Origin of the sequence: Corynebacterium sp. HMSC073H12, from assembly GCF_001837775.1 — a bacterium.
In the GTDB taxonomy this organism is placed as follows: Bacteria; Actinomycetota; Actinomycetes; order Mycobacteriales; family Mycobacteriaceae; genus Corynebacterium; species Corynebacterium amycolatum.
Window position 1 is genome coordinate 330,968 of record NZ_KV834040.1, and the last position, 13,612, is coordinate 344,579.

Genomic DNA, 13,612 nt, shown 5'->3' on the forward strand with positions numbered 1-13,612 from the left:
CGCAGCGACAACACTTCGTCACTGCGCTTTTAGTTATTGAAGCTTTTATTTATTGAAAGAACTCCCCTACCGCTATGCCTCGTCCAGTAAAACACCCTGAGCAGTACGTACCGGCTCTCGACGGGATCCGTACCATCGCCGTCGCACTCGTAGTCCTCTACCACCTGGCAGTGCCAGGCTTTGACGGAGGCTTACTAGGAGTCGCTGTCTTCTTCACCCTGTCGGGCTACTTAATCACCACAAACCTGGTTAATTCCAAGCTGCGCCACGACACCTTCCGCTTAAAGACCTTCTGGTTCCGACGTTTCCGGCGACTCCTACCAGCCGTTATCACCACGCTGATTGCGGTCATGTTCCTCACCATCGCGTTTCGCCCCGAGGACACCGCCAAGACCGGTTGGCAGGCACTATCTGCACTGTTTTACGTGAACAATTGGCATACCATCGCTGCCGGTGAATCCTACTTTGACAAGTTCGCCGGTCTCGGCCCGCTGGATCACATGTGGTCACTGTCCATCGAGGAGCAGTTCTACATCATCTGGCCGATCATCCTGGTCGTGCTCTTTGCTGTGCTGCGCGGTCGTCGTCATATCGTCGCCGCCACTGTTGCGCTGGCTGTCGTTTCCTTCGCACTGATGTGGTGGCTTGCGTCTGCCGGTGCCGATCACACGCGCATCTACGAAGGCACCGACACTCGCGCAGGTGGGCTACTGCTCGGCGCGGCACTCGCTATCGCCCTTGCTTTCCGACGTCACGAGGGCGTCACCGCAACCTTGAACCGTGGCCTATCCGGGCTGTTGGGCTTAATCGGCCTCGCCAGCATTCTTGCGCTGGCTACACAGACTTCGCAGCGGGGGCTCTTCCTCTACCAGGGCGGCCTCATCCTCGTGACCATTGCGAGCGTGCTGGTTATCATGGCCGGGCTAAATCGCGAGAGTCTCTTCAGCCGAGTATTAGGAGCCGCCCCATTGCGTTGGCTGGGTGAGCGTTCCTACGGTATCTACCTCTGGCATATGCCCATCATCGCTTTTCTTCCCCGCCACTGGCTGCCGGGGACTGCGGAGAGCCCCCTTGTCGCATGGGCGACCAGTGCACTGGTATTCGGCGGCTCTATACTGCTGGCCGCCATCAGCTGGGTGGTGCTGGAAGACCCGATTCGTCGTCACGGCATTGTCGAGCCGTTGCGTGAACGCCTGCAGGCACGCCGTGCACGCCGTGCTGATAACGAAGACACCAAGGAATACGTGCCCCACTACATGGGCGCCATTCCAGCGACCTCGACTATTACGATGCTGGCACTGATCGTCATCGGTACACCAGTGCTTCTCAGCGGTACTGACAACCGTGGCGGTAGCAATGGTGGAGCCGGTGTGGCCGGTGTAGCCATGGAACTGCCGAAAGACGCTTCGGAGAAGTCTAAATCGGGAAGCAAATCAGCTGGTGGTGCGAAGACGTCCGAGAATGCGCGGATGCGCTGTACGACGGTCATTCATGTAGGTGACTCGACCTCCATTGGTCTGTTTGACCCTAACCAGGTGCCGGAAGGCGCCGACACTGGCTTCCAGACTTACCTCGACCGTGGCGCAAGCGAAGTGACAGACAGCGTATTTGGTGCCCGCGCGACCAACCAGGGCTACCAGGACTACCCCTCCGCCGTACAGTCAGTCACCGAATTGTTGAGCATGGGCCAGGATGAGGATACCTGCTGGGTCATTGCCACTGGCGTCAACGACGCGGCGAACTACGCTGCGTTGCCAGACTACGGCTACGAACAAAACCCTGAGGAAATCAAGGCAAATATCCGCACCATGCTGGACCTTCTCAAGGACCAGATGGTCATGTGGAACACGGTCGGCACCTACCAGCCGGCAGACAGCTACTACGACAATGCCAACATGAAGCTGTTTAACAAGCTGTTGAAGGAAGTCGCCAAGGAATACCCGAATGTCGCGATTTGGGACTGGGCCTCGGAGGTCTCGGAGCACAACGACTGGTTCATCCCTGGCGATGGCACACACTACCTACCGAAGGGCAACGCCGAGCGTGCAAAGCGCTTCGCCAGCGCTTTGGCCCACGCCTTCCCCGAGGACGGCACAGGCCACAAACCAGCTAAGAAGATTGTCAACAGCTAGTTGAGCTAGTTTTTAGCGAGTGACCTCAGCGAGGCGAACGAAATCGGCAATTTCGAGCTTCTCTCCTCGCTGCTTGGGGTCAATCCCCGCTGCCATAAGCGCCTCTTCGGCTGCGGCACCAGATCCGTAAATCCCCGATAGAGCCGCACGGAGGGTCTTGCGGCGTTGTGCAAAAGCAGCGTCGATAAGCGGGAAAAGGCGCGCGCGGAACTGCGGCGAAATCTCCCACGAAGCCTCGGGGGCATCAGCGGCATTGGAGTTCTCAGGAGCGTCGGAGCGGGCGTAGCAGTCAATGCGCACAAGCCCGGAATCAACCTTCGGGACCGGCCAAAAGACGTGCGGACCAATGGCACCGGCGCGACGCACTGTGCCGTAGTAGGCGGCCTTGACGCTGGGGACGCCGTAAATCTTGGAGCCCGGCTGAGCCGCCAGCCGGTCAGCGACCTCAGACTGCACCATCACGAGCACGCGGCGGATGGTGGGGAGCTCGGCAAGCATGTGCAGCAGCACCGGTACAGAAACGTTGTATGGCAGATTGGCCACCAGCGCATCTGGGGCGGTCCGAAAGTCCTCGCGACTGACTTTCAACGCATCTTTCTCAATGAGCTCTAGCGCGCAGCCGGCAGCGCGCTCAGCGACTGTCTGGGGCAAACGCTCCGCCAACCGAGGATCGATTTCAACAGCCGCGGCGCGGCCGCAGTGTTCGAGCAGCCCGAGGGTCAGCGAGCCCAAGCCGGGGCCGACCTCAACAGGGTAGGAATCCACCGGCAAGTCCGCCGCAGCGACAATTCGACGCACGGTGTTGGCGTCGTGGACGAAGTTCTGCCCCAATTTCTTCGTCGGGACAATATCCAACTGCGCCGCTAAGTCGCGTACTTCGACCGGCCCCAGGAAAGAAACTTCTGCTTTAGTCACAGTTAGATACTACGGGGTCAAAAGAAAAAATAGGTTTAGCTCGTTTTGGCTAGTCTGAACTAGCTTTAACGAAGCCCCATGGAAGCGGTGCAAGCAGGCCATGCACCCCAACCCTGACCAGCCTGGACGCGCTCAGCGACAGCAATCTGCTGCTCACGGGAAGCCTGCGATGCGCGCGGTGCATACTCAGTACCGCCGTAAGCTGCCCAGGTGGAATCGGTGAACTGTAGACCACCGGAGAAACCGTTACCGGTATCGATAGCCCAGTCACCGCCGGACTCACACTGGGCCAGCTGATCCCACACACCGTAGCCCGCAGCCGGAGCTGCGATGCGAGACTTAGTGCCCTGGCGGATAGTGGAGATACCCGGAGCCTTTAGCTCCTTTTCTTCCAGGACCTCGCGGCCCAGCTCTTCGCCGTCGCGAGAGGTGACCTTGACCTGACGTTCTACCTGGCCCGGCTCACCCTCCTGCTCAACGATGCGCTCGTCTTCGAACATCGAATCATCTTCAATGATGTTCTCGTGAGCTGGAATTTCCTCAGTCTCGGTGATGGTCTTATCAATCAGACGAGACAGCGCGATGCGCATGCCTTCAGTGACCGGCGCATCCAGACCCGGCTCAACGGTGTCGTCTTCACGCAGCTCAATGCCACGCTGAGCCAACACATCACCGACGGTCAAAGCCGGGACAGTCAGGTCAATGTCCTTGGCATCGTCGTGAAGCACAATATTCTTGGCACGAACAACGTCGAGCTCGATGCCCTTAGCGGGAATCTTGCCCTTTGCGACCTCGACCTTGTCCTTATCGGAGATGAGCCCCTGCTTCTTCAGACCTTCAATCAGCTCATCGGTAGTGATGGCATTGGTCTTGTGCTCCTGCGGCTTGCCATCGACAATCATCGTGACCGGCTTGGCAGAGCGGTAGACCAGCTTGCCGCCGTCGGTGAGGTCTCCCTGACGCTGAACAAGGTCGCCGCCGGAGGTCTCGATACCGGCCTTCTGCAAAATGGCCTTGTCATCCTTGGACCAGGTGGCAACTTGCTCAACCTTGCCGTCAATCTCGACGGTGATGGTGTCGTAGTTGGATGCTGCGACAGTGCCACCGAGAGCAACAGCAGCGACCAGACCGCCAGCGGCGATCTTGGACGAAGTGGAGACTCCGTCGTTAGCACGATTGAGATGACGCTTCTTCGCAGCACTCACGGGGTTCGTCACAGCCTTTCGGAGGATGGGCAGTTATCAGATGAAAGAAATACAGTTTGTAACAGTACGGTAAAGATTCAGTGTTGTCTAAAATATATCGATAAAAGTGACGGGAAATACAACAAACCGCCCCGACTGCATTTCCACAGCTCAGGGGCGGCAATACGCCAGCACGTGCTTAAATGCCGTACACCCGACGTGCGTTATCCGTCAAAATCTGTGCCATCTCCTCCGCCCCGATTTCTCGGGCCGCAGCCATCGCACGTGCCTGATGACCAATAAAAGTTGACTCATTGCGCGCACCTCGGAACGGCTCCGCGGTCATGTAGGGGGCATCGGTTTCCACCAGCAGCTGCTCCGCCGGCGCCTCAGCCACAGCCTGCCGCAGGTCATCATTGCGTTTGAAGGTCACGTTTCCGGTAAAGCTCAGCAGGTAACCGCGCGCAATGGCCTCGCGGGCAACCTCAATGGGCGAGGAGAAGCAGTGCAAAATGACCGTATTGTCATAGCCGTCCAACGCCGCCATCAGATCTTCATCGGCGTCGCGGTTATGAATCATCAACGGCTTGCCGACGGTTGCTGCGAGCTCCATATGCCACTGCAACGCAGCCAGCTGTTCGCTCTTCGACGCGCAGCCGTCGAGAGAATCCAGCCAGTACCAATCCAATCCTGTCTCGCCCACGGCCACGACTCTGGGGTCGGCAGCCATTTCGGTTAGGCGGGCCTTGGCGTCGTCGTCAAGCTCGTGTGCGCGCGTCGGATGGATGGCGGCGGCGGCCCAGACGTTGGGGTGCGCGTGTGCGGCGGCAAAAGCCAGTTCGGTTTCCGGCATGCCATCGCCGACCGTGCAGACTCCGACGACGCCCGCTGCGGCAGCCCGATTCATGAGAGCCGCAATCTCCTCCGGAGTTTGCGCGCCGCAGGACGCGAGATGCGTGTGGGCGTCAAACAGCGGAGTGAGGTACTCCGCGGGTTCTGCAATTTTGCGTTTGCGCTTTCCCATTCCTCTACTGCGCCCCTACTTCACCTGTGCCCACTCAGGGCCGTGCTCAGCCAACTCAGAGTCGAGCTTGGTGAAAATCGGCTTCGGCTTGGCAAGCTGCGTGCCCGGCTCAATGTCGAAGCGATGCCAGGCGGCCTTCTGATTGACGTAGTCACCCGTGATGATTGGGTAGCTCCTGCCCTCTGCCGGCAGGTCTGCGCCGACCGGTTCGACCGGCATGTCGTCCTGGACTTCCTGGACTTCCGGCATTGCGGCCCAGATGCCCTCGCCGCCCAGGGTCTCGAAGACCTTCTGCGCGCTTTCCGGCAGGTACGGGGTCAGCAGGACATTGGCGTCGCTGACTACCTGCAGCGCTGTCCACAACACGGTGGCGAGACGCTCGCGCTGGGACTCGTCCTTCGCCAGCTTCCACGGCTCCTGCGCAGCAATGTAGGCGTTCGCCTCCCCGACCAGGTGCATTGCGGCAGTGATACCAGCGCGGAAACGGGACAGCGCAAGTGCGTCACCCACCTCGGCGAAGGAGCGCTCAGCCAGGTCGAGCAGTTCACGGTCAGCGTCGGTAAGCTCGCCCGGAGTTGGCACCTCACCGAAGTTCTTGAAAGCCATGGACACGGTGCGGTTGACCAGGTTGCCCCAGGAGTTGGCCAGCTCGTTATTCACGCGGCGGACAAACTCATCCCAGGTGAAGTCGGTGTCCTGGTTTTCCGGACCAGCCATGGCGATGAAGTAGCGCAGCGGATCCGAACCGAACTCCGCCAGGAAGTCCTTCACATAAATGACAACGCCCTTGGAAGAGGAGAACTTCGAGCCCGACATGGTCAGGTACTCCGAGGAGACGACCTCCGTCGGCAGGTTCAACTCACCGAGCTGACCGACTTTGCCTCCGCGGGAGCCTTCGCCACGGTAGCCCAGCAGCTCAGCCGGCCAAATCTGGGAGTGGAAGGTGATATTGTCCTTGCCCATGAAGTAGTAGGACAGCGCCTCCGGGTCATTCCACCACTTGCGCCACGCTTCCGGGTCACCGATGCGCCAGGCCCACTCAATGGAAGCGGATAGGTAACCGACGACAGCGTCGAACCAAACGTAGAGTTTCTTGGTTCCGTTTTCCGACCAGCCCTCCAGCGGAATCGGAACACCCCAGTCAATGTCACGGCTCATTGCGCGCGGACGGATGTCCTTCAGGATGTTCAGGGAGAACTTCAGCACATTAGGGCGCCAGTCCTTGCGCTCCTGAAGCCACTCGGTCAAGGCCTCTGCCAGCGCTGGCAGGTCTAGCAGGAAGTGCTCAGTTTCAACGAACTTCGGGGTCTCGCCGTTGATTTTCGACACCGGATCAATCAGATCGGCCGGGTCAAGCTGGTTACCGCAGTTGTCACACTGGTCGCCGCGGGCACCGGTAGCGCCACAAATTGGGCAGGTACCTTCGATGTAACGATCCGGCAGCGTCCGACCTGTCGACGGGGAAATCGCACCCATCGTGGTCTGCTTGACCATGTAGCCGTTTTCGTAAAGCCCGCGGAAGAGCTCCTGGACAATCGCGTAGTGGTTGCGCGTGGTAGTGCGCGTAAACAGGTCGTAGGAAAGCCCCAGACCCGCGAGGTCCTGCACAATCTGGCGGTTGTAACGGTCGGCCAATTCCTGGACAGAAACGCCTTCCTTCTCCGCTTGCACAAGCAGCGGCGTGCCATGCTCATCAGTACCGGAGACCATCAGCACGTCATTGCCAATCATTCGCTGGTAGCGAGCGAAAACGTCCGAGGGGACTCCGAAACCTGCAACATGGCCGATATGTCGCGGACCGTTAGCGTACGGCCACGCAACTGCTGTGAAAATGCGAGACATACTAACAGGGTAATAGATGACCTGCCATCGCGATGAACTGTGTCCCTTACGGAGTCCTCATGAAGTCCACATGAACTGTCCCCTACCATCATCGCACGCATGCGCACTCACTACGCTTATGTCCTATGTCCACTCGGTCCGCCTCCTCCGACTCGGCTGCTGACTTCACTTCGCGCGCGGCCACTGCGCTAGCGCGTCTTATCGCTGCCGGTCATCGTCCCGCCGCACTCATCGGCTCCTGGTTCGGTTATCGCGCGGTTCTCGCCGCCAACGTCGAGCTCACTGCCTGCGAGTCGGCAGCACTTTTCACCAGCCCCGACCCCGATGCGTGGATCTTTGGGTTCCGCCCCTACTCCGGCACCAGCGCGCACGGGGTCGCTACCTGCGTCGCGTTGCTTGCCGACGACGGCACGTGGCATTTCGACGGCCCCGGCACCGGTGACCCCTTCAATCCGGATTTCCAAGCTCTTAAGTCGGCCATCAACTACTCGCGCGAAAACACGCGTGACAATGCGCTCCCCGCGGCCACACCGCTGGAGTGGGATCAGGGCGACCGAGAGCACCACCAGCTTGCGGTGACAAACTGCAAGGAGGCAATTGCCGCAGGCGAGGTGTATCAAACCTGCATTTCCACACGCTTTCACGCGGAGCTGGCAGCGAGCGACTCTGCACTAGCCCACGCCGGCGCATGGTTTTCCTCCCGCGTGGCGCAGTATCAACCGGCTCGGGCAGCATTCTTGCCCGGCAACCTCGATGCTGGAATTCCAATTCTGGCCTCGCTGAGCCCTGAGGAATTCCTCATCCGCGCGGGCACAAGCGTGACTGAAACTCCCATCAAAGGCACGATTCCCGCTGACCGGGCCCCGAACGAGTTATTGCGCAGCGACAAGGATGTCGCCGAGAACATCATGATTGTCGACCTGGTGCGCCATGACCTCGGTCAAGTTGCCAAGACCGGCACCGTGAAGGTCACAGACCTGCTCAGTGTGCGTCCGGCACCGGGCGTGTGGCACCTCTTTTCCACAGTCTCCGCGGAGCTTCCCGATCAGCTCAGCCACGCTGAGCTGATTGAAGCCTGCTTCCCACCGGCCTCGGTCACCGGTACACCAAAGCTGCGAGCAATTGAGCTTCTGCACGAATGGGAGCCCGAGCCCCGTGGCGCTCACTGCGGCGCAATTGGTGCGGCCCACGGGGATGCGCTTGAGCTCAATGTCGCTATTCGTACCGCCGAGTACGCAAAAGACCCGAACTCGGGGAGAGTTCGGGTTGAAGCTGGCATCGGCGGTGGCATCACTATCGGGTCTACACCCGAGGGCGAATGGGCCGAGATTGAGGCCAAGGCCGCTCCGCTGCTGTTGGAAAACTAGTTGCGCAATTTACGAGCACGGCGGCGCTCGCGCTGTTCGGCCGCTTCCGCCAAACGGCGCTCGCGAGCCATACGCAGAGCGAACTGACGCTGTTCCTTGTCATCGAGGTACACCGGATCGTCGGAAAGCCCCTTAACCAATGCCACCATCAGCGCCAAGATGACAATGACGAACGGGCTCGCCGCCAAAATGGTGATGTTCTGCAGGTTCGACAGGGCATCGCTGCCGCCGGTGACCAATAGAACAATTGCAATCAGAGCGGTGAAAATACCCCACATAGCAGTGACAGCGCGCGACGCTGTGAGCCGACCGAACTGGCTCATCGTGCCCATCACCGTGGAGGCGGAGTCCGCTGAGGTAATGAAGAAGGTAGCCAGCAGAATCATTGCGATAACGGAAGTAATCGCACCACCCGGCATGGAATCCAGTAGGTTGAACAGCTGACTCTCGGCCGAACCGTCACCGTAGATGGACGCACCCTGCTGCTCGCGGGTGATGGCGGTGCCACCAAAGATGGAGAACCACACTGCAGAGACAATCGACGGAACTGCGACAACGGTGAATACGAACTCACGGATAGTACGGCCACGAGAAATGCGGGCGATGAACATACCGACAAACGGCGACCATGAAATCCACCAGGCCCAGTAGAAAATTGTCCAGGACGAGAGCCACTCACCGGCGGTGCCGTCAGCGGAAGCACTGGAGCGGGCGGCCATCTCAAAGAAGGAATCCAGGTAGCTGCCAATAGAGGTCGGAATCAGGTTCAGAATCACCACGGTCGGGCCGAGGACCAACACCAGCAGAGCTAGCAGGCCAGCGGCAACCATATTGAAGTTCGAGATGTACTGAATGCCCTTGCCCACACCTGACAGCGCAGAAGCCAAGAAGGCACAGCCCAAAATGACAATAAGACCAATCCACAAACTTGTGCCCTTGATGGCAGTGAAACCGTTGATTTCCAAACCAGCGGAAATCTGCAGCACACCCACACCGAGAGAGGCTGCCGTACCGAAGACAGTGGCAAAAATCGCAAGTGCGTCGATAAGCTTGCCCAACCATCCCTCAGCGCGACGAGCACCGATGAGCGGGATGAAGGCCGCGGAGATCAGCTGCTTACGACCAAGGCGGTAGGTCGAGTAAGCAATGGCGAGGCCGACAATGGCGTAGAGCGACCACGGGTGCAGAGTCCAGTGGAACATCGTCGATGCCATGGCGGTGCCGACTTCCTTTGGCTGGTGACCCGGTACACCTTCTCGGTAGAAAGTCAGTGGCTCAGCAACGCCATAGAACATCAGACCGATGCCCATACCGGCGGCGAACATCATGGCGATCCAGCTAGGCGTGGAAAACTCTGGTTTCTCGGCATCCTTGCCCAGGCGAATGTGACCGAACTTGGAAATCGCGATGGACACAATGAAGAAGACAAAGACAGTACTGGCCAGGATAAACAGCCAGCCGATGTTCTCTACGACCCAGTTCAGAGAGCTAGATGCGAACGTTGAGAAACTATCCGGCCACGCCAGGCCCCAGACGATAATTGCCAGAATTGCGACAATGGCGGGGACGGTAACCCCGAGGTTCACGGGAGCATGAGAATCGTCGGCCCTGACTTCGCCGACGACCGACTCCCCTACTTCTTGTTGTATTTCCTGCTCTGGTGGATTCGTCATTCCTCCACCATGTCCAGCGTTGACCTGGGATTTCAACTTAGAATGCGGGTTTTCTCAGGTTTTCTTCATTTTTCTGGGTTGCAAAAAACTTCCAATAACGGCGTTTCCCCTGTTCACTGGCATGCGCTTGAACATTTTCTGACACAAAGTAACAATTGGCTAACAATTTCCCTCACGAGCAGCCAAAACCGCCTGATAGAGATCACGGTGCTTTGTCATTCCAGCCTCTGCCGCAATCTGCTTCGCGGCATCCTTCAGCCGCATGCCATCAGCCACGAGCTCCTCCACGCGGTCAACCAAGTCCTCCGTGGATACCTCCGTTGCCTGCTGCCCCGCGCCTTCAATCACCACCGTAATTTCGCCGCGGACACCTTCCTCCGCCCACGCAGCCAGCTCTCCCAGCGTCGCACGGCGAGTTTCTTCAAAGCGCTTGGTCAACTCACGGCTTACCGACGCGCGCCGCTCCTCACCCAAAATCTCCGCGGCATCGGCCAACGTAACAGCCAACCGATGCGGCGACTCAAAGAAACAACAGGCCCGCTTCTCTGTCTTCAGTGATTCCAACCAGGCCCGGCGCGCCCCCTGCTTACGGGGTGCAAAACCGTCGAAGCAGAAGTGGCCGACGCCCAAACCACTGAGAGCCAATGCGGTAGTCACCGCGCTCGGTCCTGGTACACAGGACACCGGCACGCCCGCATCGTGAGCAGCCGCCACCACAGCCAGGCCAGGATCCGACACCACCGGCATCCCCGCATCGGTCACCACAATGACTTTCTGTCCCGCCTTCGCCGCCTGAATCAGCGACTCAGTGCGGCTGTCTTCGTTGTGATCGAAGTTCGAAACAAACTTCCCCTTGGGGGAAATGCCCAGCGCTGTGGCAAGGTTGCGTGCCCGCCTGGTGTCTTCCGCGGCGATGATATCGGCGTCGATAAGCGCACCGCGCACGCGGTCAGAGGCATCGGCGATATTGCCCAGCGGCGTTGCTACCAGAGTGATGCCAGGAGCCAGCGTCATTGCCTCGCTAAGAGGCGCGTTCTCGTGCGGTTGGAAGTTCGATGCCGAATGCGTCATGATTCCATAGCTTAAACTGACATTCGTGACCGATGCCGCTTTAACCCCACCACCGGAAACCGAGCGCCGCGCGAAAAAGCGTTTCCTGCGCCCGATTCCCCCGGTTCCCTCGCTGCCGCCACTGCGGCGGTGGGACAAATGGGATACCGCCACTTTTGTTGTTCTCGGAATCGTCGCAGCGCTAACCCGTTTCATCGGGCTTGCTGCCAAGACCGACAATGGCACCCCGCTCTTCGATGAAAAGCACTATGTGCCGCAAGCATGGCAGATTCTGGAGTCCACCCGCGACCCCATCTCGTCTGGCATTGAGGACAATCCCGGCTACGGTCTAATTGTGCATCCGCCAGTGGCCAAGCAGGTCATCGCCTTGGGCGAGTGGATCTTCGGCTACTCACCAATGGGCTGGCGGTTTATGTCGGCGGTGTGTGGCACGCTGGTCATACTGCTGCTCATGGACATCGTCCGACGCATCTCTCGCGGCTCGCGGTTGGCAGTGGGTATTGCTGGTCTCTATGCGCTTGCCGACGGAGTGCTGTTTGTCTCCTCCCGGGTCGGCATGCTGGACATGATTCAGACCTTCTTCATCACTGCGGCCGCGTGGGCACTTCTCATCGACCAGGCCGATGCCCGCAAGCGCCTGGAATCCGCCACGGAGCTAGGTAGTTTCGGCCCCTATCTCAGTTATCGCTGGTGGCGACTGCTCGCCGGCATCATGCTGGGGCTTGCCACCGGGGTGAAGTGGTCTGGCCTGTATTACATGGCCGCATTCGGTCTGTGGTCCGTCTTCACGGATCTGGTCTCCCGCAAGAATGCCGGTGCGCACAAACCCGTGCTCGGCGCACTCGCCCGCGATACCGCCCCGGCGTTGCGTGATCTGGTGGTAGTCCCGCTGGGCGTTTACTTCTTAAGTTGGCGTTCCTGGTTCGCCGAAGAAACGTCGGTCTATCGCCATGTCCCGCCCGAAGACCGCGATACGGGACTCCCCGGCACCGACTGGCTTCCCGAGGCCCTGCAGAACTACCTGCACTACCAAAACAGCGTGCTGAAGTTCCACGCCGAGCTGACCACCTCTAATGGCCACAAACACCCTTGGGAGTCCAAGCCTTGGGAGTGGCTGGTCAGTTGGCGGCCAATGCTCTACTACTCCACCGAAACCACCTGCAGTGGCGGCCAGGAGTGCAAGGGCTGGATGATGCTCTTTGGCACCCCGCCCATCTGGTGGTTGCTGGTCCCCGTGGTCCTGTGGGCCACATGGCGCTGGCTCGGCCGCCGCGACGGCCGCTACGCGCTGCCCGTCATCGGTTTCCTCGCCTCGTGGCTGCCGTGGGTCATCGGCTACGACCGGCAGATGTACTTTTTCTACGCCACCGCGCTGATTCCATTCGTACTCATCGCCTTTGCTCTGCTTGCCGACGATCTCTCACACTGGCGGCCCCGTGGTAAGCCGGTGGGGTTGGTAATCGTTGGCACACACGCCGCACTAGTGGTGACCGCGTTTGTGTTCTGGCTGCCGATTTTGACCGGCGACCCGCTGCCTCTCAACCACTTTGATTGGCGGTTCTGGTTGCCGTCTTGGAGCTAGTCCCGCTGTGGTGGCACGCCTGTGACCGGCAACCCCGAGGCGGCCCGCCATGCCTGTGCGATTGCCGTCGGCGTATAGCCGCCCAGCCACACAACGGCCAGCGTCAAAGCGGAGACAAACATCAAGGCCAGGCCAGCGATCTCTGATGCTCCCTGGGCACCGATGAGAATGTCACGAATACCAAAACCGATGCTGAACGTGGCGACGGCACCGTAGACCGGCGCCATGCCCATGGCAGCGCGCGGCCGCCAAGCAGCCCAGAACAATCCCACTGCCAATGCAAGCCGAATTGCCGCGAGTTGAATGGCAAGACGTGCTCCGAGCTCCATTGGGTCAACGGTGGCAGTGGAACCGTCGATAGGCGCTCCCGTGCTTGTTGCGATTCCTGCACCGTCCTGTGGCTGTGTCGAGGAAAGTCCAAGCGTCACCATGTCGGAGGCGTCGACCAGCGTCGCAATCCCCCAGACCGCCCAGCAAAGTCCCAACGCGATGAGCACCCCGCGGGCAGTGCCGGCTATGAGCAGCCATGCGCGCTCACGCCGGCGGCGCTCCGGTTCGATAGAGACCAAAATGCGCTCCGAGAGATCATCCGTGGAAATCTCCGGCATGCCATCGGCAGGCCCAACCGTAAGGGCGCGGTTCAGCCGCACCGCTCGCTCGTACCAAGCTCGGCACTCCTCGCAGGCCCCAAGATGGGCATCGATGACTTCATCGGCAATACTTGCCTGCTCGCCATCGAGGCGAGCTGACAATGCTGCGCGAATTTCCTCGCACTCCACGGGGAATCTCCTCCGCTTTTAACTCTGAAGGGGGTTGTACCTA

General features: G+C 59.6%; 10 protein-coding genes. 3 read left to right on the forward strand and 7 right to left on the reverse strand.

From position 1 onward, the window contains the following. The first annotated feature begins 74 nt into the window (after positions 1 to 74). Positions 75 to 2,132: an acyltransferase family protein gene (locus tag HMPREF2708_RS10165; protein ID WP_070834139.1), complete on the forward strand. Its 2,058-nt coding sequence runs from the start codon at positions 75 to 77 to the stop codon at positions 2,130 to 2,132. Between the two features lie 12 nt (positions 2,133 to 2,144). Here HMPREF2708_RS10165 and rsmA read toward each other — a convergent pair whose 3' ends face one another. From rsmA to metG, 4 genes are all read right to left on the reverse strand, one after another. Continuing rightward, entirely contained in the window at positions 2,145 to 3,047 is a 903-nt protein-coding gene (rsmA, locus tag HMPREF2708_RS10170; RefSeq protein ID WP_070834140.1) for a 16S rRNA (adenine(1518)-N(6)/adenine(1519)-N(6))-dimethyltransferase RsmA, read from the reverse strand. A 65-nt stretch (positions 3,048 to 3,112) separates the two neighbouring features. After that, a complete protein-coding gene (locus HMPREF2708_RS11400; RefSeq protein ID WP_070834141.1) occupies positions 3,113 to 4,252 on the reverse strand; it encodes a resuscitation-promoting factor in 1,140 nt (379 codons plus the stop codon). Positions 4,253 to 4,430: 178 nt separating this feature from the next. Beyond that, a complete protein-coding gene (locus HMPREF2708_RS10180; protein WP_070834142.1) occupies positions 4,431 to 5,255 on the reverse strand; it encodes a TatD family hydrolase in 825 nt (274 codons plus the stop codon). Positions 5,256 to 5,270: 15 nt separating this feature from the next. Beyond that, a complete protein-coding gene (gene metG / locus HMPREF2708_RS10185; RefSeq protein ID WP_070834143.1) occupies positions 5,271 to 7,097 on the reverse strand; it encodes a methionine--tRNA ligase in 1,827 nt (608 codons plus the stop codon). 125 nt (positions 7,098 to 7,222) lie between these two features. Between metG and HMPREF2708_RS10190 the strand changes: the two genes are divergently transcribed. Then, complete coding sequence (locus HMPREF2708_RS10190) at positions 7,223 to 8,464, forward strand: aminodeoxychorismate synthase component I (protein ID WP_070834144.1); 1,242 nt, start codon at positions 7,223 to 7,225, stop codon at positions 8,462 to 8,464. Here the strand turns inward: HMPREF2708_RS10190 and HMPREF2708_RS10195 are convergent. Together HMPREF2708_RS10195 and rsmI are read right to left on the reverse strand one after the other, a co-directional pair. Beyond that, a complete protein-coding gene (locus HMPREF2708_RS10195) occupies positions 8,461 to 10,137 on the reverse strand; it encodes a BCCT family transporter (protein WP_070834145.1) in 1,677 nt (558 codons plus the stop codon). The genes HMPREF2708_RS10190 and HMPREF2708_RS10195 overlap by 4 nt on opposite strands. 159 nt (positions 10,138 to 10,296) lie before the next feature. After that, positions 10,297 to 11,151, reverse strand: a complete 855-nt coding sequence (gene rsmI, locus HMPREF2708_RS10200; RefSeq protein ID WP_210400345.1) for a 16S rRNA (cytidine(1402)-2'-O)-methyltransferase — start codon at positions 11,149 to 11,151, stop codon at positions 10,297 to 10,299. Positions 11,152 to 11,233: 82 nt separating this feature from the next. Between rsmI and HMPREF2708_RS10205 the strand changes: the two genes are divergently transcribed. Beyond that, on the forward strand, positions 11,234 to 12,790 hold the full coding sequence (locus tag HMPREF2708_RS10205; RefSeq protein WP_070834147.1) for a dolichyl-phosphate-mannose--protein mannosyltransferase: 1,557 nt from the start codon (positions 11,234 to 11,236) through the stop codon (positions 12,788 to 12,790). Here HMPREF2708_RS10205 and HMPREF2708_RS10210 read toward each other — a convergent pair. Further along, positions 12,787 to 13,569, reverse strand: a complete 783-nt coding sequence (locus HMPREF2708_RS10210) for a zf-HC2 domain-containing protein (RefSeq protein WP_070834148.1) — start codon at positions 13,567 to 13,569, stop codon at positions 12,787 to 12,789. The two genes, HMPREF2708_RS10205 and HMPREF2708_RS10210, sit on opposite strands and share 4 nt — an antisense overlap. Between the last annotated feature and the right edge of the window lie 43 nt (positions 13,570 to 13,612).